We start from the raw sequence: 22,162 nt of genomic DNA on the forward strand, positions 1-22,162 counted from the left end.
GCAACAGCTTAAAACAAATCCAAGCGTCAAACTCGGCGAGAGGGAGTTACGATAATGGCTGAAGACATCAGCGCCGATATCGGGTCGGACAAATCGCTTCTGATCGTCGATGATGATCTGCCGTTTCTCACGCGGCTGGCCCGCGCGATGGAGAAACGCGGCTTCGAGACCCAGACCGCCGAAACCGTCGCCGCAGGCCGCGCCATCGTGCAATCGAACCCGCCCGCCTATGCGGTGATTGATCTGCGGCTCGAGGATGGCAACGGGCTCGACGTGGTCGAGGCGCTGCGCGAAAAGCGTGCCGATGCGCGGATCGTGGTGCTGACCGGATATGGGGCCATCGCGACCGCCGTGGCCGCCGTGAAAATGGGCGCGACCGATTATATCGCGAAACCCGCCGATGCCACCGACGTCACAAATGCGCTATTGGCGAAAGGCGAGGTCGCCCCGCCGCCGCCGGAAAATCCGATGAGCGCGGATCGCGTGCGCTGGGAACATATTCAACGGGTGTACGAACTTTGCGACCGGAATGTTTCGGAAACCGCGCGCCGCCTGAATATGCACCGCCGGACCCTTCAGCGGATTTTGGCTAAGAGAAGCCCTCGCTGACGTTTTGGTTAGGTTGTTAAATATTTAAGGTTTCTATTTAATGCTCCGGATATCCAATTCGGAGCTTTAAAATGAATCTAGATGATATGTCCCTCGACGAGCTGAAAGCTCTTCGTAAGCAAGTCGACAAGGCGATCTCCGGCTACGAGGATCGCAAGAAGAAAGAAGCGATCGATCAGCTTGAGCGCGCGGCCCGCGATATGGGTTATTCGCTGGCGGAACTGACCGGATCGGGTTCGGCCAAGCCGCGCCGCACCGTGCCGCCGAAATATGCCAATCCGGACGATGCCAGCGAAACCTGGACCGGTCGTGGCCGTAAGCCGCGTTGGGTGCAAGCCGCGCTTGATAATGGTAAATCGCTCGACGATCTGAAGATCTGAGAAACAAATAAGTATTTTTGAATACGAGTGCCTGCCGGAATTGCAGACACTCGTATTACAGCTCTGACAAAAGCGCTTCGTGGCGTGCGGTATAATCCGTGCGCACCTCCGACGGCGGTCGCAGATGGATTTTAAAGGTTTCGGCATATTCGGGCGCGAGCTTTCCGAAAACCTTGTCGGCCTCAACCTTGGAAAACCCGGCAATCTGTTCGGCTTCCAACCGCGCCGAGACGATATCCGCCTTTTTGATCGCACGTTTGATTCGCACCGGAAGCGCTGCGGGTAGACCAAAGCGTATGTGAACCGCCGCAATCAGCCGATCATCGAGCGTGCCATAGCCTTCGCCAATCGCCGCCTTCACCGGGCTGATCATATCGCCCAGCACATACTCCGGCGCGTCATGCAAAAGCGCCGCCAATTTCCATTTCGCAGCGATTTTCGGATTCTGATGGCAGAAAATCTGCTCCACCAGCAGCGAATGCTCCGCCACGGAATAGGGCCAGTCGCCGAAAGTCTGACCGTTCCAGCGCGCCACGAAAGCCAGACCATGCGCGATATCCTCGATCTCGATATCGACGGGCGTCGGGTCCAGCAGGTCGAGCCTGCGCCCCGAAAGCATCCTTTGCCAAGCGCGTTTCATGTGATCACCGTATAGTCGTCGGGAAAGCGTGCGAGATAGCGCGCCATTTTGTTTCTGTTGATGAGGTGCCGGACGAGCATTTTCGTCATCAGTTTGCTGCCCGGTCCGGGACCGTCGGGAATATCGAAGCGCCGTTCCGGGAAATGCGCGGCGCAGAAATGGCGCAAACCCCGCCCGAACCGGGGCGGCAGCGTTTCCGGCCGCGCTTTCCAAGGTTTCGAAGGACCGATGAAATGCACGATATGCGCGCTGACCATCGCCTCATGCAGCCGCGAGGCCGGGGTATATTGCCAGTTCCACATCGGGCTCAGCTCGGCCCAGTTGCGGTACAGAACGCAATTGAGAAGCGTCTGATCGTTGCGGCGCAGGCGGGCGCCGTTCTTTTCCCCGAAGCTCAGCGCCGCGTCGAGAATGCCTTGAGCGTTCCAGTTCGCCACATCGATCAGCAGCACGCCGGAATTGAAATAGGCGGCATTCTCAAGATCGAAATCCTTGAAATCCTCCGGCATCCGCGAGGGCGTCCGCCATTGCGGATTATCCCGCACTGCCGCGACCGGCTTCTCCCCGAGGTCGACCGTCAGCAGCCGCGAGAGATCGCCGCTTTCCACGTGAATATCGGCATCCAAGTAGAGAATGTGGTCATAATCATCCGCGAAAATCTTGGGCAGCATGAGGCGCATATACATGGCCGAACTGCGTCCCCGATCGGTCGAGAACCCCAAAAATATCAGGTCGGGATCGAAACTGCACAGCCGCAGATTCAACCCGTCGAGCGACGCCGGAAGCGTCACCGGCTCGGCGCTGACGATGCAGATATCGAAATCCCGATCCGGGTGGAGCTGCGCGATCTGTCCCGCCGCATGCGCGGCATAAGGCAGGTAAGCGTCATCGCAGCAAAACGCGATCGCAGAGCGGTGCTGCGCAGGTTTCGAACAGGCCAGATTGATCTCCATTCGCCCCTCTCATGCAGCGCGTATCTGTGACTAGCCAAAGCCATTGCAGCTGTAAACGCCACAGATTGAGGAACATTTTCGCGCGGAGTGTGTTCTTGGGTTGACACGGAGAGAAAAAGGGGACGCCAAAATGCAGACCTCGAAAACTACGTTCTTTGCCGCCGGGATCGCGATTATCTCGATTCCCGCTACCATTGCCCTCGCCGCCGTACGCAGCGACGAGGCTGTGACGCCCGCCCCGCAAGCTGAATCGGCGCGGCAGGTCATGCTGGATGGCTACGAGGGCGACGGTCGCCCGATGGAAGATATTCCGTCCGAAATTCCTTATGGCGATCTGTCGGCCTTCGACAACGTCACGGCGATCGGCGAGGCGCAAAGCCCCGATCAGCCCTATTGCGACAACCGCGCGAAGCTCGTGGACTCGCTCAATCACGACTTCGCGGAGAAGCCCGCGATGACGAAACAACTTGGCGATCACCGTAAGGTCGAGCTTTACGCTTCGAGCATCATGGGCACCTGGACTGCGGTCTATACCCGTGCCGACAACGTCTCCTGCATCGTGTCCTCGGGCACCGATTGGAAGCGTGGCAACAACCCGGTGGCGCTCCTGCATCGCGAAGGGATTCTTCCCGCAACCTGATCGTGATCGGCCTTCATTGCCGCTTTACGGTCCCAGTGCTACATAGCTTCCAAATTCAGATTGGGAGCCACGCATGGCCGATTACGTCATCAAGGATATCGCTCTGGCCGACTACGGCCGGAAAGAGCTCGACATCGCCGAAACCGAAATGCCGGGCCTGATGGCTTGCCGCGCGGAATTCGGGGAAAGCAAACCGCTTAAAGGCGCACGCATCGCGGGGTCGCTGCACATGACCGTGCAGACCGCGGTGCTGATCGAAACGCTCAAGGCGCTTGGCGCCGATGTGCGTTGGGCCTCGTGCAACATCTTCTCGACGCAGGATCACGCGGCCGCGGCGATCGCCGCTGGCGGCACGCCCGTTTTCGCGATCAAGGGCGAGACGCTCGCGGAATACTGGTCCTATACCGACCAGATCTTCCAGTTCGAGGAAGGCACCTGCAACATGATCCTCGACGACGGCGGGGATGCGACGCTCTATATCCTGCTCGGCGCGCGCGTCGAAATCGGTGAGACTGACCTGATCGAAGTGCCCACCTCGGAAGAGGAAGAGGCGTTGTTCGCCCAGATCAAGAAGCGCCTCGCGGCCAGCCCCGGTTGGTTCACCAAGCAGCGCGACGCGATCAAGGGCGTCTCGGAAGAAACCACGACCGGCGTGCACCGCCTGTATGATTTGCACAAGAAGGGCTTGCTGCCCTTCCCCGCGATCAACGTGAACGACTCCGTCACCAAGTCGAAATTCGACAACAAATACGGCTGTAAAGAGAGCCTCGTGGACGGCATCCGCCGTGCCACCGACACGATGATGGCCGGCAAGGTGGCCGTCGTCTGCGGCTATGGCGATGTGGGCAAAGGCTCCGCCGCTTCGCTTCGCGGCGCGGGCGCCCGCGTGAAAGTCACCGAGGTCGATCCGATCTGCGCGCTGCAGGCCGCGATGGACGGGTTCGAGGTTGTCGTTCTGGAAGACGTCGTCGACAGCGCCGACATCTTCATCACCACCACCGGCAACAAGGACGTCATCCGGATCGAGCATATGCGCGAGATGAAGGATATGGCGATCGTCGGGAACATCGGCCATTTCGACAATGAAATTCAGGTCGCGAACCTGAAGAACCACAAATGGACCAACATCAAGGATCAGGTGGACATGATCGAGATGCCCTCGGGCTCGCGCATCATCCTGCTGTCGGAAGGCCGCCTGCTGAACCTCGGCAACGCCACCGGCCACCCGAGCTTCGTGATGTCGGCCTCCTTCACCAATCAGGTGCTGGCGCAGATCGAGCTGTGGACCAAGGGCGAAGACTATGCGCCGGGCGTCTACATCCTGCCCAAGCATCTCGACGAGAAGGTCGCCCGTCTGCATCTGGAGCGGATCGGCGTGAAGCTGACCCAGCTCAAGCCCGATCAGGCGGAGTATATCGGCGTCACGGTGGAAGGGCCCTTCAAGCCCGAGCATTACCGCTACTGACCCGATCGCATCGCGATTTCAAAGGCCGCGCCTTCGGGTGCGGCCTTTTTACGTGCAACGCAGGCCATGATCGGTTTTCCTCGGGACAGGAGGAGAGCGATGACACCCGAGGACCTTGCCGCGCGGTTCAAACCGCAATTGGAGGCGGAGCTGGCCGAGCTGCGCAGCGCGTCGCAGGATACCGCGCAGACCCGCAAACCCGTCGAGCTGGACCAGCAAAGCGTCGGGCGGCTGTCGCGCATGGATGCGCTGCAGAACCAGGCGATGGCCAATGCGGTCGACAGCCGCCGTCAGCACCGGATCACCGCGATCGAGGCCGCGCTCCAGCGTATCGCGGAAGACGAATTCGGCTATTGCGAGAGCTGCGGCGAGCCGATCCCGGAGAAGCGTCTCGAACTCGACCCGACCTTCACGCAATGCGTCTCCTGTCGCGGCGGAGGCTGAGCGACTCGCTTCCCGGGATTTACGCTTTGTAATTTCACTATCTCGGCTTACCCTGCGCCTGCCTTCATTTCTGGGCAGAGCAACCTGATAGGTGGGACACATGGGTAAAAGAGACGAGCTGATTGAGAAATACGCCGAGGATCTGAAATCCAAATGCGGCATGACCCCGGACATGGATCTTCTGACCAAGGTAACGATCGGCTGCGGGCCCTCGATCTACAATGCGGATTCTTCGACCGTGGCGGCGACGGACAAGGCAGAGCTTGAGACCGTGAAGGACAACTTCCTCGTCAAAAAGCTTGGCCTCTCGGACAGCCCCGCGCTGATGGATGCGATCGACAGCGTGATCGAGACCTATGGCCGGTCCGAGCGCAACAAGTATCGCGCCGTGATTTATTACATGCTCACCAAGCATTTCGGCAAAGAAAGCGTCTACGCCTGATCGCGAGCACATCGCGCAGCTTATGACGACCCACGGCCCGGCCTGTCCGGGCCGTTCGCTTTAGCGGATCAGCGCCTTGATCCCGGCGACATGCGAGGCCAGCGCGCCCAGCGCGTCGGCGGCCAGCGTCTCGACCGTCTCGTCCAGCGCCTCGCGCGGCACGATCCGGTCGATCAGCCCCCAGCTCAGCGCCTCTTCGGCCTCGATCTTCTGCCCCGCCATCAGGATCATCTTCGCCCGCGCAGGTCCCACCAGCGCGACCATGCGCGCCGGGTCCGAGGGCTGTGGCAGGAAACCGAGCTTCATGACTGGATAGAAGAACTTCGCGCCTGGCACGGCGATCCGCAGATCGCAGGCCAACGCCATTCCCATCGCGCCTCCGGCCAGCGTGCCATTGAGCGCCGCGATGGTCAGGCAGGGCAGCGATGCGATTGCGCCCGAAAGCCGCTCCCAGACCGGATCGGTCGCCAGTGTACCGGATTTCGCCTCGTCCAGATCGGCGCCGGCGGAGAAGACCTTGCCATTCCCGCTCAGAACGAAAGCCCGCGCCTCTTCACGCCCTGCACGTTCGGCCAGATCGGCGATCTCTCCCAGCATCGCGCCGGTCAGCGAATTGGCTTTTTCAGGCCGGTCTATGGTCACGCGCCACAGCCCGTTCTCGATCTCGTGGCGGATCATTCCCAGCCTCCTCACAACTCCCGTGAAACCCGTCTAGCAGCCCCAGGAAGGCTTGACCATCGGCCTGACCCAAAGGAGGATGGCGCGACTTGGTTCTCAGTGGAAAGGTACCCCTCTCATGGCATGGCTCAAAACCGTCGGTTCCGGCGCCGTTGTGGTTTCGCTGCTGTCCACCACGGCCTCTTTTGCGGATGTGACCGCGGAGCAGGTCTGGCAGGCGTGGCAATCCGAATACCAGACCTACGGCTATGAGGTGATGGTCGGGAGCCAGAACCGAGAGGGCGACACGCTCACCGTCTCCGACGTGAAGATGGTCCGCAATGTCGACAATATGAGCCTCACGCTCGACGTGCCGGAACTGAAGCTGCGCGATCTTGGCGACGGCACGGTGGAAACCGTCTTCCCCGAGACCATGACGGGCGACATGACCGGCAAGCCGGGCACCGACACGTCTGACATCGCCATGAAGATGACGATGACCCAGACGGACAGCAAGGTCATCGTCTCCGGGTCGCCGGGCGACCTGACCTACGATATCGACGCGCCGAAGATGACGATGGATCTCGACCAGACCGTCACCGCCGAAGGGCAGGACGTGCCGGTCAAAATGTACTTCTCGCTGGAGAACACCAAGGGCAATTACCACGTCGTCGATGGCGACATGCATTCGGTCGATTCCAAGATGTCCATCGGAACGCTGGACCTGACTGCATCGGGTGCCGATCCCGAGGGCAGCGGCACGTTCAACATGAACGGCCAGATGAACGATCTCGCCTATGAAGGAACGTTCGCGATGCCCAAGGGCATCGATTCCGAGAAGCTCGACGAGGCGCTCAACGCCGGTGCGAATCTCGATCTGGGCATGACCTATGCCAGCTCGAACTGGACGGTGAGTGCCGACGGTCCCGACGGCAAGGTCGATCAGAAGTCTACCGATCAGGGCGGCAAGCTCGATATCGCGATGTCGAAGGACGGCCTGTCCTTCGGTGGCCAGAGCAATTCCAGCCATATCGAGATGACGACGCCCGAACTGCCCTTCCCGATCACCACGGATATCCAGTCGGCGGACATAAATTTCGCGATGCCGGTCGCGAAAGCCGACGAGGCGCAGGATTACAAGGCGATGATCGGCCTCAACGGCGTCACGGTCTCCGACAATATCTGGGCCATGTTCGACCCGAACGGCGATCTGCCGCATGACCCGGCAACGCTGCAGGTCGATCTCTCGGGCAAGATGAAGCTTTCCGAAGACCTGTTCAGCCCGGCCGCCGCCGCGATGGACGCGCCGCCGATGCAGGTCGACACCGTCGACATCAACAACATCAAGCTGTCGATGGTCGGCGCCGATCTGAACGGCAAGGGCGCGCTCGAGCTGAAGAATGGCGGGCCGATGCCGATGCCCACGGGCAAGATCGACCTGACGCTGACCGGGGCGAATGCGCTGATGGACAAGCTGGTCGCAATGGGGCTCGTGCCGCAGGATCAGATCATGTTCGGGCGGATGATGCTCGGCCTCTACGCCAAGCCCACGGGCGACGATGCCTACGAGTCGCAGGTCGAGTTCCAAGATGGCGGGGAAATCCTCGTCAACGGCCAACGCGTCCAGTAAAGACTGAAACCCACGGCGAGAAGCCGTCCGGGTCTCCGGGCGGCTTTCGTTATTCTCACGAGGTGTAAATTGACCAAGCCCTCCCTCTCCGATCTGACCCAGTCGCTGCTCGAGGCTGCGAAGCGCGCAGGCGCGCCTGCCGCCGATGCCATTGCGGTCGATGGGCGCTCGGTTGCGATCGATGTCCGCGAAGGCCGTCTCGAACAGGCCGAGCGGTCGGAGGGCGTCGAGATCGGGCTGCGTGTCCTTCTCGGCGGCAAACAGGCCTGCGTGTCCGCCTCCGATATTTCTACCCGCACCTTCGAGGAAATGGCGCAGCGCGCGATCGCGATGGCCCGCGAAGCGCCGGAGGATCCGTTCATCGGGCTCGCCGATCCGTCGCAGCTGACCGACCGCCGAGATGCGGAGGGCATGGAACTGGCCGATCCGAGCGCCGAGCCCTCCGCCGAGGCGCTGCAGAATGACGCGCTCGAGGCCGAGGCCGCGGCGCTTGGCGTCGACGGCGTCGCCCAGGTGCAATCCGCCTCCGCCGCCTATTCCTATCGGCGTGTCCATGTCGCGGCCTCCAACGGTTTCGCGGGCGGTTACGATCGCAGCTCGCGCGTCGTCTCGGCCGTCGCGATTTCCGGTGAGGGGCTGGGGATGGAGCGCGATTGGGCCGCCGAGAGCCGCATCTTCCAGTCCGATCTGCCGAGCGCGCAAGAAATCGGGCGTCTGGCCGGCGAACGCGCCGCCGCCCGCGCCAATCCGCGCCGCCCGAAAACCGGTGCCTATCCGGTGCTGATCGACGAGCGCGTCTCGGGTAGCCTGATCGGGCATCTTCTGTCGGCGGTGAACGGGCAGGCGATCTGTCGCGGCGCCTCGTGGCTGCGCGACGCATTGGACGAACAAGTTCTGCCCGAAGGCCTCTCGCTGATCGAGGAGCCGCATCGCAAGCGCGTCTCCGGCTCGCGCCCCTTCGACGCCGAGGGCCTGGCCACCGCGCGCCGCGCCATCGTCGAGAATGGTGTGCTCAAAAGCTGGACGCTGGACCTCGCCTGCGCGCGCAAGCTGGGGCTGCAATCGACCGCGAATGCCAGCCGCGGCACCTCTTCGCCGCCCTCGCCCGGCATCGGCAACGTCACCCTGACGCAGGGCGACAAGACGCGCGAGGAACTGATGGCCGAGATGGGCACCGGCCTTCTCGTAACCTCTTTCATAGGGGCGACGATCAACCCCAATACGGGCGACTATTCGCGCGGGGCCTCGGGTTATTGGGTGGAAAACGGCGAGCCGGTCTATCCGGTCAATGAATGCACAATCGCGGGCAACCTGCGCGATATGCTCCGCAGCATCCGGCCCGCGAATGACGCGCGGATGCATCTGAGCCATATCGTGCCCTCGCTTCTCCTCGAAGGAATGACGCTTGCCGGAGACTGATCTTCCCCTTCTCATCGAGACCGCGAAAGAGGCCGGTGCGCTCGCCCTGACTTACTGGAAGAAGGCGCCCGAAGCCTGGGACAAAGGCGACGGGGCCGGTCCGGTCTCGGAGGCTGATCTGGCAGTGAACGCACTGCTGGAAGAGCGCCTGCGCGGCGCCCGGCCCGATTACGGCTGGCTGTCGGAGGAAAGCACCGACGATCCGGCGCGTCTCGAGGCGCGCTCGACCTTCATCGTCGATCCGATCGACGGCACGCGCGCCTTCCTCGCCCATGACGGCGGTTTCGCCCATGCCCTGGCCGTGGTGCGCGATGGCGCGGTCGTTGCGGGCGTGGTGCATCTGCCGGTTCACGATCTCACCTATTCCGCGACAATCGACGGTCCGGCCTGCCTGAACGGGGAGCAGCTCCGGCCCGGAACCCAAGAAGCGCTCACGGGCGCGACGGTCCTGACATCGAAACTCTCCGACAATCCGAGCTTCTGGCGGCACGCCCAGCCGGATTACCACCGCCATTTCCGCTCGTCGCTGGCGTGGCGGCTGTGTCTCGTGGCGGAAGGGCGGTTCGATGCGACGATCTCGCTGCGTCCGGCATGGGAATGGGACATCGCGGCGGCGAGCCTGATCGCGCAACGCGCGGGGCTTCTGGCAACGGATCGCAACGGCCGCGCGCTGCGGTTCAACCGTTCCCCGCCGCAATCGAGCGGGCTGGTCGTCGCCAACCCGACCCTGCATGAGAAATTCATCGAAAATCTGGCGTTTTGGCCGGATTAGGGTCTACCAGCGCAGCACGCGCTTCCCGAGCAGAGCCCCCACGAGCATCACGACGACGATCCCGATACCGTACCAAGTGACGTAGAACAGCGGGCTGTCCTCGGTGCAGTGCAGGGCGTAGATCGCGGTGCCCATGCCCCCGGCGGCAAGCCCCGCCAGCGCCCCGGCCTGAGCCGGACGCGTCACAGCCCCTTTGCGCAGGCTGATAAGGAGCGCGCCCAGCGCCGGGAGGGACAGCATCGGCACGGAGATCAGGCAGGGCAGGATCGTCTCGCCCTCGAAATCCGCCATGCGCTGACCGTCAGGCGTGGTCAGGAAGGCATAGGCCAAAAGCGCTGCCCCGATCGCGGGGAAAATCCAGAGCCACCCGGTCGAAACCTTCGCCGTGGGCCGCCCGAGGCGCACCGCCATCGGCGTCACAAGCACGGCCAAGACCAGTGGCAGGTAGAATTTCGGGGCGATTTCCGGCGTCAAAAGTGTCTGTTGCAGCGGAAATCGTAGGCCATAGACCGAAATCACGAACAGTGCCGACAGCAGAAGCGCCGGCACAAGCCAGCGGCCAAGCACCTGCTTCGGGCGCGGATCGGGCAACGTGTCTTGTTGCAATACGGATATCAGGTCTTCGGTTTTCATATCTCGATCAGCCTCTCGCGAAGCGCGGCCAGTTTTTTCAACGAACGATGCAGCATCACGCGCACCGCTCCCTCACTCATATCTAACGCATCGCCGGTTTCCGCGATGCTTTTCCCTTCGAGCCCGATAGCGCGCACCAGCTGCGCGGCGCGAGGCTCGAGATGGGTCAAAAACGTCTCTATATCGGCCTTTTCCGTGGGATCGGCCTCTGGAGCGGCAGGCAGCATCTCGGCGAAATCCTCCACCGGAAGATGGATACGTCGCCCGCGCTTGCGAAAGGCGTCGACCACCTTGTGCCGGGCGATCGCGTAGCACCATGGCGCCGCCGGCTCATCCTCGCGCCACGTGTGACGCTTCAGATGGATGGCGAGCAACACCTCCTGCACGACATCCTCGCAATCGGCCTCGGACAGCCCGGTACCGCGTGCCCGCACGACAGACCGCAACACCGGGGTCACGGCCTGCAGGAACAGACCGTAGGCGCGCTTGTCGCCCGCATTCGCAGCCCGCAGGAGCTGCGACCAATCTGCCCGCCGATCATGCATCATCGCCATCCCTTCGTTCGCGATCATGCCTTCGTTACAGCCCGATAGAAAAACTTTTTTCGTTCACGCTGGCGTGATCTGCGTAACGCCAGCGTGACCTCTCGCGAAAGGTGATCAGGACCGCAACGGTCCCAACCAATCAGGGAGACTACCATGAAGACCGAAACCACCCTTGGCTTTGCAACTGCTCTGACCTGCGCGATGGGGCTGGCCAGCGCCGCCCATGCCGAAGATCAGGCGATGGAGAAATGCTACGGCGTCGCGATGGCCGGGCAGAACGATTGCGCCGCCGGGCCCGGCACCACCTGCGCCGGCACCGCGACGATGGACTATCAGGGCAACGCCTGGAAACTCGTCCCGGCGGGCACCTGCACCGAGATCGAGACGCCGCACGGCATGGGCTCGCTCGAACCCAAGGAGATGTGATCCCAAGCGGGGCGTGCGGACGGCGCGCGCCCCGTTTTCTTACCGATGGAGGCTGCCATGACACTGCCACGCAAAGCGGGCCTCGGCTTCAAGCCAGAGCATTTTCCCGCCATAACAGAGACTAAACCGGATCTCGGTTTCTTCGAAATCCACGCGGAAAACTATATGGGCGCAGGCGGGATGCCGCATGCGATGCTAGAACGGTTGCGCGCGGATTATGCACTTTCGGTGCATGGCGTGGGCCTCTCGATCGGCGGCCCGGATCCGCTGGATCGCGACCACCTCGCGCGGCTCAAGCTCCTGTGCGACCGATACGACCCCGAGAGCTTCTCGGAACACCTCGCCTGGGCAAGCCATGGCGGTGTCTGGATGCACGATCTGCTGCCCCTGCCCTACACGGCGGAAACACTGTCGCTGATCTGCGATCACGTCGATGAGGTGCAGGAGCATCTCGGCCGCCGGATGCTGTTGGAGAATCCGGCGACCTATGTGCTCTTCGACGATTCCGACATTCCCGAGACTGAGTTTCTGACCGAGATCAGCCAGCGGACCGGCTGCGGATTGCTGCTCGATGTGAACAATGTCTTCGTGTCCTGCGTGAACCACCGGCAGGATCCGCGCGCCTATCTGGAGGCGTTCCCGCTGAACCGTGTCGGCGAGATTCATCTGGCTGGCCATGAAGAGGAAGAGTTGCCCTCCGGGCCCCTCCTGATCGACAGCCACGGGCGCGAAGTCGCGGAGCCAGTTTGGGCGCTTTATGCTGAAATAGTCTCCAAAACCGGGCCGCTTCCGAGCCTTATCGAGTGGGACAACGACGTGCCGGACTTCGCCACTTTGATGGCCGAGGCCAAGCGCGCGTCGATGATCCTGTCGGGTGACCACCATGCGCTCACATCGTGATTTCGCCCGCGGGTTCCGCGAGAGTCTCGCCGGTGGGCCCGCGCCGCAAAACGCCACCGCCCAAGATCCGGCCGAAATCGAGCGCCGCTTCGACGTTTACCGCAACAACGTGGCCCACGGGCTGACACAGGCCCTCGCGCGGCATTTCCCGGCGATCGAACGGCTTCTTGGCGCGGATTGCTTCCGGGGGCTCGCCCGGGCCTATATCGCCGAGCACCCGCCGCGCACGCCCGTCCTGACCGAATGGGGCGGCGCATTTCCGGCCTATCTCGCGGATGAACCTTCGCTGCAATCGCTGAGCTATCTGCCCGACGTCGCCCGCATCGAATGGGCGCGCAGCCGGGCTTATCACGCAGCCGATTCAGAGCCTATTGCGCCGGAACGCCTGCAAGAGACAGCCACACGCGCGGGCACTGACCTGTGCCTAGATCTGCATCCGTCGGTGCAGGTGCTTCAGCTCCTGACGCCCGCCGGTTCGATCTGGGCCTCGCAACAACCGGGCGGCCCCGCTCCACCGCGGGCGAAAGAGTGGAGACCGGAGACGCTGCTGATTGCGCGGCGCGGGATTTCTCATGTGATCACGTCCGTCGTTCGCAGCTCGACCGGCCGCTTCGTCTCGGCCCTCCGTGCAGGCGATACCGTCGCCCGCGCACGAGACCGGGCGGGAGCGGATTTTGACCTCAATGCAGCGCTTCTGCTGCTGGTGGAAAATGCGCTGATCGTCGGCGCGGGCATCGAAACAGGAGACGAGTCATGACCGATACGATCGAGATGAAAACGCCAAAACAGGGTCTGTTCCGGCTGTATCATCGGTTTTCCGATGTAGCCCAGCGCTTCCCGGAGGAGATTGTTCTGATCGGCGCGCGGCTCTTTCCGGCGATGGTGTTCTGGATGTCCGGGCGGACCAAGGTGGAGGGGTTCATGATCAAGGATTCCACCTTCACCCTCTTTCAATACGAATACGACCTGCCCGTCATTCCGCATGAATGGGCGGCGGTGCTCGCGACCTTCGCGGAGCATTTCTTCCCATTGCTGCTGATCTTCGGCCTTTGCAGCCGCCTCGCGGCGCTCGCGCTTCTGGCGATGACGCTGGTGATCCAGATCTTTGTCTATCCCGGCGCGTGGGTGACGCATGGGATTTGGGCAATCGCGCTTCTGACGGTTCTAATGAAGGGCCCCGGGCGGCTTTCTCTCGATAAGCTCATCGGATTGGAACGCTGAGCCTTGCTCTCCCCGCCTGCACGATTATGTGTGAGCGCAAAGGAGAGCCGATGCGCGAAAGCGACGATATCGAAGCCGCAATGGGCCGCGCCGAGAGCGAGGGCCACGGCCACCAGCCCGACCCGGCGAATACGCGGCTTTTGCGCGATGCGCTCGCGCAATTCGCGACCGGCGTGACCGTGGTGACCGCCTGCGCGCATGAAGACGCGGCAGAGCCTGTCGGGATGACGGTGAACAGCTTCGCCTCGGTCTCGCTCGATCCGGCGCTGATCCTGTGGTCGGCGGCGCGGTCCTCGTTCCGACATGCGCACTTCACCGCGACACCCAATTTTGCCGTGCATGTGCTGCGCTACGATCAGGAGGCGCTGGCCAAGCGGTTCACCAAGCGCGGCGAAGGGTTCGATGGTCTGTCCTACCGGCTGAACGCGTCGGGCGTCCCGCTGATCGACGACACGCTCGCCCGGTTCGAATGCGTGACCGAGGCGCGCCATGACGGCGGAGATCACACGATCATCATCGGTCGCGTCACCCGCTTCGTGAAAGGCGCCGGGACTGACCCCCTGCTCTTTGCCGGTGGCCAGTTCGGGCGTTTCCTTCCCGATCAGCGCAGCTGATCAAAGTTTCAACCTATCAGCGCAGCTGAGCGATCTGCCGCGCGAGCTGCGTCACCGCCGCGCTGTTCGCTTTTGCGATGGCCTGCGGCTCCTGAGAGCCGATCGGCACCGTGAAGTCGAACCGCCGCACCGTGTCTCCGCTGCGCTCATAGCCATTCGCCGAGACGAAATAGACACCTGCGACATGCAGCAGCCCGTCGGCGCCCGGCAGCATCTGCTCGATCCGGACCTCGATCTTGCGCGAGGGCGGATCGGCGAGCGGCCACGGCTCGGAAATCACGGTGGCCCCAGAGAGGGACGAAATCTGCCGCGCCAGTGCCAGCGTCACCGACCGCGCCGGATCATCCGCCCAGAGGTTGTCCGGGTTCGACCGCAGCGCCCCGTCCGCAGTCTGGAACGCGATCTCCTGCCCGCCCGCATAATCCGGCAGCGACACCTCCCGCAGCTCGGCCCGGCCCAGCCGGTTCGGCAGCGCCTTCTCGGCGGTGGGCGGGTCAATTGGATAGCGCGCGATCTTCTCGGGATCGGAACACGCCGCGAGGCCCAGGAGGCATAGCGGGATCAGGCTTAGAGCTTTCATCGTCATCTCCTGTCAGCGGCCCAGAATGAAGGACTGCGGATTGCGTTCGATCATACGCGCGAGCGAGCCGATATTCGAGATCGCCCGACGCAACTCGCGCAAGGTGCTAAGGGTTTCGTTCGAGAAGTTGGAGCCACGGCCATAGGTCGCGACCAGTGCCCCCGCCTGATCGACAAGCGATTGCAGCTTCTGTGTCAGTTCCGGCAGCTGGTCCGAGGCTTTCGACACCGAATCCGCCGCGTTCTGCGCCGCATCGAGCGTCTGGTTCAGCTTGTCGGCCGCATTCGCTTCCTTCAGCTGGGTCAGGATCGCGGCGGTTTGCTCGAGCGTGTCGTTGAGCGATTGCGGTAGGTCCTGCGTGCCGGGCTTGTTCAGAAGCTGGTCGATACTGGCGAGGATCGTGTCGAGTTTATCGCCCACATCCTTGAGCGGCATATCTGCGATCGCCGTCGCGGCGCGATCTGCGGAAGAGAGCGTCTCGTCGAGACCCGAGATTTCCTCGAGCACGGAGGACGCAGCTTCCGTCACACGGTCGAGTGCAGCCACGGTCTTATCCGCGGCATCCTTCTTGTTCAGCTCGGTCGTGAAGGTCTTGAGCTGCTCCAGCAGGCCGGACAACTCGCCCGGAACTTTCCGGGTTTCTTCACTCTCGGCCACGGCCGAAATCGAATCCAATGTGCGGATCGCGGAGCTCATCACCTCCTCGATCGGCAGCCCTTCGATCCGCTTGAAGACGCCCTGCGCCGATTTCGAGAGATCGTTCTCGGCCGCAGGCGCGGTCGGGAGCGTCGGATAGGGTTTGGCGTCGAGATTCATCTCGGCGTCTGGCAGATCGGGCACATCGGTCAGTTCAATGACCGTCGTTCCGCCGAGAAGCCCGATATTCGCGATCCGCGCTCGCAGGCCGCTTTGAATCTCGCCCTGCAGGAACTGGGTCACGGCCTCTTCCCCGGCGTCGCGGGACAGACCGAGCCGGTCCGGCGACAGGGCGATCGTCAGCTGTTGCTGCGCATAGCTCTGGCCGGTGCTGTCCTTGCGGATCTTGATCGCAAGCCCGGTAACTTCACCCGCCTCGACGCCCCGGAACTGCACTTTCGAGCCGACTTCGAGCCCCTGCACGGGATCATCGAACAGCAGCGTGTATTTCGGCGGATCGACCACATCCGACTGGAAAACCGAGTTTTCCGCGGTGTCCTTGCCGTCGTAGAGGCGGAAGGCGTGTTCGTTCTCGACGATCCCGCCACCGCTGGTGAACGTGTCGAACTCCACCCCGCCCTGCACAAGCGTCGCGAGCGAGCGCACGTCGAGGCTGAGACCGGAGGTGTCGAATTTCACGGAGAAGCCCGAAGTGTCCCAGAACCGGGTCTGGGTCGTCAGCAATTTGTTATGCGGCGCTTCGATGAAGGCGTCCACGATCACGCCGGACCCATCATCGTCGAGCCGCAGGTTCTGCAGATGGCCCACAGTCAGCCCGTGATAGAGAACCGGCGCCCCATCGACGATCCCGCCCGCATCCTTCGCGCGCAACTCGATGATGGTGCCCTTGGTCGGATCGGGGGAAATCGGAGGCTTGTCGAGACCCTGGAACATGCTCTGCTGGCCGTTGGGCTTATTGTTCCAGAAGCCCTCGATATAGGTGCCCGACAGCACCGTCCCGAGGTTCTGGATGCCCCGCGCCGACACTTCGGGGCGCACCAGCCAGAATTTCGCCTCGGTATCGACGAAAGGCGCCACCTCGTTATCGATGCGCACGCCGAGCTGCACCTGCTCCAGATCGGGGGTGAACGAGACGCTCTCCACCTTGCCGACATCGACATCGCGGAACTTGAGCGGCGTGCCGATCTCGACCCCGGTCGCATCCTTGAAGTTGATATGGATGAGCATCCCGCGATCCGAGACCGTCTTCCATGCGACGCCGAGCGTGATCAGCAAGGCGATCAACGGCACGATCCAGACGACGGATAGCCGCGTCCAAATCGGGCGCGGAGCGTTGGAGGTTTCCAGCTCGGCCGGGCCGGTCTCGGGGGTGTCGTTCATGAACTCACTCTGTCAGGGCCGCGCCAGATGAGGCGCGGGTCGAAGCTTTGGGCGGATAGCATGGTGAATGCAACCGAGAGGGCGAAAGACGCGGCGGCAGGGCCGGGATGAATCGAGGCCACGAAACCAAGCTGCACCAGTGCGGAGAGGATCGCCACGACGAAGACGTCGATCATCGACCAGCGCCCGATGAATTCCACGACCTCGTAGAGGTGCAGATGCGGAGGGCCGCCTTTGCGGCGCTCGTTTCCGACCGCGAGGGCGAGATAGGCAATGGCGATGAATTTCCCGATCGGGATCATCACCGAGGCGCCGAAGATGATCAGCGCCACGCCGTAATTGTGATGCCGCCACAACTCCATCGCGCCGCCGACGATGGTGTTTTTCTGCTCATGACCAAGCGTCGCCGTGACCAGCATCGGGTAAAGATTGGCGGGAATGTAAAAGATCAGCCCCGCGATCCACCACGCCCAGACGCGCTGCAACCCGCTCTTGTCGACCTTGTGCAGCGTCGCGCCGCACCGTTCGCAATGCGCATGATCCGGGGTCCAGACCCGACCGCAGCGGGTGCAGCCGATCAATCCGGCATCGGTGGCGGTCAGCACGTTCATTTTCGTTCGATTGCGTCCCATATCGTCCATTTGCTGACAAAGGAGTTCTTGAGCGCGATCACGATGATGAGAACGCAGAAAGCCCAGAAGGCGGGGCCGAGCGACACCTTGGCGAGACCCCCAAGTTTCACCAGCGCCACCGCCGTGCCGATGATGAAGATCTCCGCCATCGCCCAGGGCTGGCTTTCCTCGGCGAGGCGGAACATCGTCGCGGCATGTTTCCAGGCGGGTTTGCCATTGGCGAGCGGCCAGAGCGTGTAGATCAGCGCGGCAAACCGGAAGATCGGCAGCGCCACGATCATCGACAGCACGAAGAAGGCCAGAGGCGCAATCCAGCCGTCGGAAAACGCCATTGCCACGCCGAAGATGGAGCTCTCATGGCTCAGCCCACGCGTCGAAATCTCGAGGAAGGGGAAGAAGATCGCCCCGATCATCAGGATCATCCCGGTGAAGGAGAAGGCGATGACATGCAGAAACGATCTCTCGCGCGGCGAGATCAGCACCGTTCCACAGCGAACACAGGTCGCCCGCTTGCCATCGGGCAGATGCGTCGCGCGATAGAGCGCGTCGCATTGCGGACAGGCAATCAGATCGGCCGGGTCAACTGTCATTGTGTTCGGGTGCCCATTCATCTGCCAAATCTAGCGATTGCCCGCGCCACGACAAGGGAAGAGGCCAATGGCTCGCATTTTATCCGTCAATCGCCTGTTAACACGCACCTACTATACCGGACGCGGGTGAAAAGAGGTGGTGGAATGAGCAACCGCGACAACGCGGCGCCAATCATCATCAAGCGTAAGAAGGTTGTCGCGGGCGACGGGCACCACGGTGGGGCGTGGAAAGTCGCCTATGCCGATTTCGTCACTGCGATGATGGCCTTCTTCATGCTGATGTGGTTGCTGAACGCGACGACCGAGAAACAACGCAAGGGCATCGCGGATTACTTCAATCCGACGATCCCGATCAACCGCATCTCCGGTGGCGGCGAAGGCGCTTTCGGCGGGGATTCCGTCTTCTCCGAAGACCAGATCGCACAGAGCGGCACCGGTGCCGTCTCGCAACGCCCGACCGAAGAGCGTCAGGCCCGCGGCGAAAACTCCGCCGACGACACGCAGGACAGCGACACGGCCAGTTTTAAAGAGATGGCGCGCGCAATCGAGCAAGCTCTGATGGGCGTCGGCGGCGAGTCGATGATCAGCGAGCAGCTCGCACGCCACATCGTGACCCGCGTGACCGACGAGGGTCTCATCATCGAAATCTCCGACCTGCCCGAAGCGCCGCTTTTCGTCGACGACACGGCCAAGCCGCAACCGGTTCTCTCCGATCTGGCGAAAATCCTGACGCGGGTCTTCTCGATCGTCTCGAACAATGTCGCGATCAACGGCTACACGAGATCCTACCCGAAAATGCTGGCCCGTGACCCCGTCTGGGAGCTTTCCGCCGCACGCGCGCAAGCGATGCGGACATTGCTGGACGAGTCGGGCTTCCCCCCCGATCGGATGCAGCGCGTCAGCGGCTTCGCCGATCGCAAACCGAAGGTCGAGCGGGCGATGGACCTGCGCAACAACCGTCTCGAAGTGATCGTGCTGCGCAATGGCCGGTGAGGCGCGTTTTAGCGAAGCGGTAACCACGGATCGAAAAAAGCAGACCTGTTAGGCCGATCTTAAACACCCGGGCGCAAAGGTAGGAAGAACTTCGGACGCAGCAGCAGAAAGGCGCATCCATGTCCATTTCTTCCTCGCTCAATGCGGGCGTGGCCGGCTTGGCCGCGAATGCCACACGTCTTGCCACGATCTCGGACAATATCGCGAATTCGAGTACATACGGCTACAAGCGCGCCGTCACCGAATTCGAAAGCATGGTGATCAATCAGGCCGCGAAGACTGGCTCCTATTCGGCTGGCGGTGTCCGTGCCTCCACGAGTCGCCTCATCGAAGAGAGAGGCTCGCTGGTCTCCACCTCGAACGCGCTCGACATCGCGGTTTCCGGACGCGGTATGCTGCCCGTCATGACGGCCGTGGCGCTCGATAACTCGACGGGGGACGAACCTTTGAAGATGACCACGACCGGCGCGTTTCGCACCGATGTCGACGGGACACTGATGACGGAATCCGGGCTTGTTCTGCTCGGTTGGCCCGCCAGTGCCGATGGCACCATCCCGACCTTCGCGCGCGACACCATGTCCGGAATGGAACCGGTGGTGATCAACGCCAACCAGACCGCCGGCGACCCCACGACGACGCTTAATCTCGGGGTCAACCTGCCCGCGACGGACACCGAAGCCGGGTCAGCCGGTGACACGCTGCCGCTTTCTGTCGAGTATTTCGGAAATCTCGGAACATCCGAAACTCTGGATATTACATTCTATCCGACCGTTCCGGCCAGCGGTGCCTCTAACGAATGGGCCATGGTTATTCGCGATAGCGCCACGGTGGATGACCCGGGCACCCCCGCGACCGATGAAAGCGTCATCGGCCGCTATGTCCTTACCTTCGACGACAGCCGTAGCAGCGGCGGCACGCTCGCCTCTGTCAACGTCATCGCGGGTGGCGCCTATGATGCCTCGACCGGCACGCTCGATCTCTCCGTCGCCGGCGGTCCGCTGAGCGTCACCATCGGCAAGATCGGCGATACCAACGGTTTGACGCAGCTCTCCGACAGTTTCTCGCCGACATCAATCACGAAGGACGGCTCGCCCGTCGGCAATCTCACGGCTGTCGAAATCGATGAGGATGGCTACATCAAAGCCACCTACGACACCGGCTTCATCCGCACGGTCTATCAAATCCCCCTTGTGGATGTTCCCAATCAGAACGGTCTGATCGCGCTCGACAATCAAATCTTCGAAGTCTCCTCGAACTCCGGCTCTTTCTTCTTGTGGAATGCCGGTGACGGTCCGACCGGGTCGATCGAAGGCTACGCTCGCGAAGGTTCGACGGTCGATGTTGCAGAGGAACTGACCAACCTAATCCAGACGCAGCGCGCCTACTCGTCCAACGCCAAGGTAATCCAGACGGTCGACGAGATGCTGCAGGAAACCACCAATATCAAACGCTGATCCTGATCGGATCGGCGACGGGAGGTCGCAATGGGAATCTCGCAAACGCTATCCAATGCCTTGTCGGGCCTCACTGCGGCCTCTCGCATGGCCGAGGTCGTCGCATCCAATACCGCCAACGCGCTCACCGACGGCTACGCCCGGCGCGAGATTTCACTCGGCGCGCAGGTCGTCGGCCAGCAAGGTGCCGGTGTTCGCGTGCTGAGCGTCGACCGCATCGTCAACGAAACCCTCCGCAGCGATCTCCGCCTCTCCGATGCTGCGGCCCAAAACGCATCGCTGCGCGGCGACTTTCTTTCAACCTTCGAAGCTCGCATCGGCACGCCGGAGGATGCGAACTCCTTATCCTCCAAATTCGTAGAGTTCGAAGCCTCGCTCGTCGAAGCTGGTAGCCGCCCAGAAAGCGAAGCCCGCCTTTCCACAGTGCTGAGCGCCGCCCGCGACGTCACCGGGCACTTGAATACGCTCTCCGCAGAATTGCAGGACAGCCGGATGGACGCAGACCGGAAAATCGCGACGCAGGTCGACGCCCTAAACAGCGCACTCGCGCAGGTCGATGAACTCAACGCATCGATCCTGGCCGGAAAGGCCGCAGGCCATGACACCAATGCGCTCAAGGACCAACGTCAAACGCTGGTCGACCGGATTTCCAGCATCGTCCCAACCCGCCAAGTCCCGCGCGAAAACGATCAAATTGCACTCTTCACCACAGGCGGTGCCGTCCTTCTCGAAGGCAACCGAGTGGAAATCGGGTTCACGGCGCGCGGAATCATTACGCCGGACATGACCCACGACGGAGGGGTTCTCTCAGGCCTGACGCTCAACGGAAACGCTGTCTCAAGTGACGATAACGGGTTCTTCGGCGGCGGCACACTTGGCGCCCTTTTCGCCGTTCGTGATACGCTCGCTCCAAACCTGCAGGTTCAGGTCGACGCGCTCTCCCGCAACCTGATCGAGAGGGTCAGCGACCCGGCGGTCGACCCAACACTCAGCGGCGGCGCAGCCGGTCTCTTTACAGATGGCGGGGGCCCGCTCGACCCGCTCAACGAAACAGGCCTCGCCGGTCGGATCGTCATCAACCCGCTCGCGGACCCTGCACAAGGAGGCTCGCTCTCGCTGCTGCGTGACGGGTTCGGCGCATCTACCCCTGGCCCCGTGAGCAACGCAGAAAATCTTTTCTCACTCGCCTCAGCGTTAACGATCGCGTCCGCACCCGCGTCCGGAGATTTCGGCCCGTCGCTTCATTCAAGCGCAGAGCTTTTCGCAAGCTTCTTGTCCCAAGTTACGAGCGATCGTCAAAGCAACGAGGCGACTCAAACCTATGCAACGGCCCGTTACGACACATTGAAAGAGCAGGCCCTCGCCGAGGGTGTCGATACTGATCATGAAATGCAGAAACTTCTGCAAATTGAAGAACTTTACAGCGCCAATGCACGCGTCATCCAAACCGTCGATGCACTGATCAAACAGCTTCTGGAGATCTAAG

General features: G+C 62.2%; 26 protein-coding genes. 17 read left to right on the plus strand and 9 right to left on the minus strand.

The window, feature by feature from the left end:
• Positions 1 to 54: 54 nt before the first annotated feature.
• Together BMI91_RS15660 and BMI91_RS15665 are read left to right on the plus strand one after the other, a co-directional pair.
• On the plus strand, positions 55 to 609 hold the full coding sequence (locus BMI91_RS15660) for an ActR/PrrA/RegA family redox response regulator transcription factor (protein ID WP_078522717.1): 555 nt from the start codon (positions 55 to 57) through the stop codon (positions 607 to 609).
• A gap of 71 nt (positions 610 to 680) precedes the next feature.
• Positions 681 to 989 carry an H-NS histone family protein gene (locus BMI91_RS15665; protein WP_078541453.1) on the plus strand — a complete coding sequence of 103 codons (309 nt, stop codon included), beginning with the start codon at positions 681 to 683 and terminating at the stop codon, positions 987 to 989.
• Positions 990 to 1,044: 55 nt separating this feature from the next.
• Here the strand turns inward: BMI91_RS15665 and BMI91_RS15670 are convergent, their stop codons facing one another.
• Together BMI91_RS15670 and BMI91_RS15675 are read right to left on the minus strand one after the other, a co-directional pair.
• Positions 1,045 to 1,629 (minus strand): HD domain-containing protein, encoded by a 585-nt coding sequence (locus BMI91_RS15670; protein WP_078541454.1) that lies wholly within the window; start codon positions 1,627 to 1,629, stop codon positions 1,045 to 1,047.
• Positions 1,626 to 2,582: a glycosyltransferase family 8 protein gene (locus BMI91_RS15675; RefSeq protein WP_078605831.1), complete on the minus strand. Its 957-nt coding sequence runs from the start codon at positions 2,580 to 2,582 to the stop codon at positions 1,626 to 1,628. The genes BMI91_RS15670 and BMI91_RS15675 overlap by 4 nt, the downstream gene beginning before the upstream one ends.
• 130 nt (positions 2,583 to 2,712) lie before the next feature.
• Here BMI91_RS15675 and BMI91_RS15680 point away from each other — a divergent pair, with 130 nt between their 5' ends.
• The 4 genes from BMI91_RS15680 to BMI91_RS15695 all read left to right on the plus strand — a co-directional run bounded on the left by BMI91_RS15680 (position 2,713) and on the right by BMI91_RS15695 (position 5,573).
• Positions 2,713 to 3,222, plus strand: a complete 510-nt coding sequence (locus tag BMI91_RS15680; RefSeq protein WP_078541456.1) for a hypothetical protein — start codon at positions 2,713 to 2,715, stop codon at positions 3,220 to 3,222.
• A 73-nt stretch (positions 3,223 to 3,295) separates the two neighbouring features.
• Positions 3,296 to 4,687, plus strand: coding sequence for an adenosylhomocysteinase (ahcY, locus tag BMI91_RS15685; protein WP_078605832.1), 1,392 nt, complete (start codon positions 3,296 to 3,298; stop codon positions 4,685 to 4,687).
• A 99-nt stretch (positions 4,688 to 4,786) separates the two neighbouring features.
• Positions 4,787 to 5,131 (plus strand): TraR/DksA family transcriptional regulator, encoded by a 345-nt coding sequence (locus BMI91_RS15690; RefSeq protein WP_078605833.1) that lies wholly within the window; start codon positions 4,787 to 4,789, stop codon positions 5,129 to 5,131.
• Positions 5,132 to 5,231: 100 nt separating this feature from the next.
• A complete protein-coding gene (locus tag BMI91_RS15695) occupies positions 5,232 to 5,573 on the plus strand; it encodes a DUF2853 family protein (RefSeq protein ID WP_078522711.1) in 342 nt (113 codons plus the stop codon).
• Between the two features lie 60 nt (positions 5,574 to 5,633).
• On the opposite strand, the gene BMI91_RS15700 is transcribed toward BMI91_RS15695, so the two are convergent.
• The gene (locus BMI91_RS15700) at positions 5,634 to 6,251 is read right to left on the minus strand and encodes an enoyl-CoA hydratase/isomerase family protein (RefSeq protein ID WP_078602448.1); all 618 of its coding nucleotides are present in this window, start codon (positions 6,249 to 6,251) and stop codon (positions 5,634 to 5,636) included.
• A gap of 118 nt (positions 6,252 to 6,369) precedes the next feature.
• Here BMI91_RS15700 and BMI91_RS15705 point away from each other — a divergent pair, with 118 nt between their 5' ends.
• From BMI91_RS15705 to BMI91_RS15715, 3 genes are all read left to right on the plus strand, one after another.
• Entirely contained in the window at positions 6,370 to 7,860 is a 1,491-nt protein-coding gene (locus tag BMI91_RS15705) for a DUF2125 domain-containing protein (protein WP_158522184.1), read from the plus strand.
• 69 nt (positions 7,861 to 7,929) lie between these two features.
• A complete protein-coding gene (locus BMI91_RS15710; protein WP_078605835.1) occupies positions 7,930 to 9,279 on the plus strand; it encodes a TldD/PmbA family protein in 1,350 nt (449 codons plus the stop codon).
• Positions 9,266 to 10,051, plus strand: coding sequence for a 3'(2'),5'-bisphosphate nucleotidase CysQ (locus tag BMI91_RS15715; protein ID WP_078605836.1), 786 nt, complete (start codon positions 9,266 to 9,268; stop codon positions 10,049 to 10,051). Before BMI91_RS15710 ends, BMI91_RS15715 begins: the two co-directional genes overlap by 14 nt.
• Positions 10,052 to 10,054: 3 nt before the next feature.
• Here BMI91_RS15715 and BMI91_RS15720 read toward each other — a convergent pair whose 3' ends face one another.
• Together BMI91_RS15720 and BMI91_RS15725 are read right to left on the minus strand one after the other, a co-directional pair.
• Positions 10,055 to 10,684 (minus strand): NrsF family protein, encoded by a 630-nt coding sequence (locus BMI91_RS15720; RefSeq protein ID WP_078605837.1) that lies wholly within the window; start codon positions 10,682 to 10,684, stop codon positions 10,055 to 10,057.
• Positions 10,681 to 11,256, minus strand: a complete 576-nt coding sequence (locus tag BMI91_RS15725; RefSeq protein WP_244176660.1) for a sigma-70 family RNA polymerase sigma factor — start codon at positions 11,254 to 11,256, stop codon at positions 10,681 to 10,683. The genes BMI91_RS15720 and BMI91_RS15725 overlap by 4 nt, the downstream gene beginning before the upstream one ends.
• Before the next feature lie 126 nt (positions 11,257 to 11,382).
• On the opposite strand from BMI91_RS15725, the gene BMI91_RS15730 reads away from it, so the two are divergent.
• From BMI91_RS15730 to BMI91_RS15750, 5 genes are all read left to right on the plus strand, one after another.
• Complete coding sequence (locus tag BMI91_RS15730) at positions 11,383 to 11,655, plus strand: BufA1 family periplasmic bufferin-type metallophore (RefSeq protein WP_078522705.1); 273 nt, start codon at positions 11,383 to 11,385, stop codon at positions 11,653 to 11,655.
• Positions 11,656 to 11,712: 57 nt separating this feature from the next.
• Positions 11,713 to 12,555 (plus strand): MNIO family bufferin maturase, encoded by an 843-nt coding sequence (gene bufB, locus BMI91_RS15735; RefSeq protein WP_093477211.1) that lies wholly within the window; start codon positions 11,713 to 11,715, stop codon positions 12,553 to 12,555.
• A complete protein-coding gene (locus tag BMI91_RS15740; protein ID WP_078605839.1) occupies positions 12,539 to 13,312 on the plus strand; it encodes an HvfC/BufC N-terminal domain-containing protein in 774 nt (257 codons plus the stop codon). The genes bufB and BMI91_RS15740 overlap by 17 nt, the downstream gene beginning before the upstream one ends.
• Positions 13,309 to 13,776, plus strand: coding sequence for a DoxX family protein (locus BMI91_RS15745; protein WP_078605840.1), 468 nt, complete (start codon positions 13,309 to 13,311; stop codon positions 13,774 to 13,776). Before BMI91_RS15740 ends, BMI91_RS15745 begins: the two co-directional genes overlap by 4 nt.
• Positions 13,777 to 13,856: 80 nt before the next feature.
• Positions 13,857 to 14,390, plus strand: a complete 534-nt coding sequence (locus BMI91_RS15750) for a flavin reductase family protein (RefSeq protein WP_244176673.1) — start codon at positions 13,857 to 13,859, stop codon at positions 14,388 to 14,390.
• Between the two features lie 16 nt (positions 14,391 to 14,406).
• Here BMI91_RS15750 and BMI91_RS15755 read toward each other — a convergent pair whose 3' ends face one another.
• Genes BMI91_RS15755 through BMI91_RS15770 form a run of 4 tightly spaced genes read right to left on the minus strand, consistent with a single transcriptional unit; the run spans position 14,407 to position 18,229 of the window.
• Complete coding sequence (locus tag BMI91_RS15755) at positions 14,407 to 14,970, minus strand: PqiC family protein (RefSeq protein WP_158522185.1); 564 nt, start codon at positions 14,968 to 14,970, stop codon at positions 14,407 to 14,409.
• 12 nt (positions 14,971 to 14,982) lie between these two features.
• Positions 14,983 to 17,007 carry an MlaD family protein gene (locus BMI91_RS15760; protein WP_078605843.1) on the minus strand — a complete coding sequence of 675 codons (2,025 nt, stop codon included), beginning with the start codon at positions 17,005 to 17,007 and terminating at the stop codon, positions 14,983 to 14,985.
• The gene (locus BMI91_RS15765; RefSeq protein ID WP_244176661.1) at positions 17,004 to 17,618 is read right to left on the minus strand and encodes a paraquat-inducible protein A; all 615 of its coding nucleotides are present in this window, start codon (positions 17,616 to 17,618) and stop codon (positions 17,004 to 17,006) included. The genes BMI91_RS15760 and BMI91_RS15765 overlap by 4 nt, the downstream gene beginning before the upstream one ends.
• Complete coding sequence (locus BMI91_RS15770) at positions 17,615 to 18,229, minus strand: paraquat-inducible protein A (RefSeq protein WP_244176662.1); 615 nt, start codon at positions 18,227 to 18,229, stop codon at positions 17,615 to 17,617. Before BMI91_RS15770 ends, BMI91_RS15765 begins: the two co-directional genes overlap by 4 nt.
• 144 nt (positions 18,230 to 18,373) lie before the next feature.
• Here BMI91_RS15770 and BMI91_RS15775 point away from each other — a divergent pair, with 144 nt between their 5' ends.
• From BMI91_RS15775 to flgK, 3 genes are all read left to right on the plus strand, one after another.
• Positions 18,374 to 19,222, plus strand: coding sequence for a flagellar motor protein MotB (locus BMI91_RS15775; RefSeq protein ID WP_078605844.1), 849 nt, complete (start codon positions 18,374 to 18,376; stop codon positions 19,220 to 19,222).
• Between the two features lie 119 nt (positions 19,223 to 19,341).
• Positions 19,342 to 20,676, plus strand: coding sequence for a flagellar hook protein FlgE (locus tag BMI91_RS15780; protein ID WP_078605845.1), 1,335 nt, complete (start codon positions 19,342 to 19,344; stop codon positions 20,674 to 20,676).
• Positions 20,677 to 20,706: 30 nt separating this feature from the next.
• A complete protein-coding gene (gene flgK / locus BMI91_RS15785) occupies positions 20,707 to 22,161 on the plus strand; it encodes a flagellar hook-associated protein FlgK (RefSeq protein WP_078605846.1) in 1,455 nt (484 codons plus the stop codon).
• Position 22,162 lies beyond the last annotated feature (1 nt).

It is taken from the genome of Thioclava sediminum, assembly GCF_002020355.1.
GTDB classification, from domain to species: domain Bacteria; phylum Pseudomonadota; class Alphaproteobacteria; order Rhodobacterales; family Rhodobacteraceae; genus Thioclava; species Thioclava sediminum.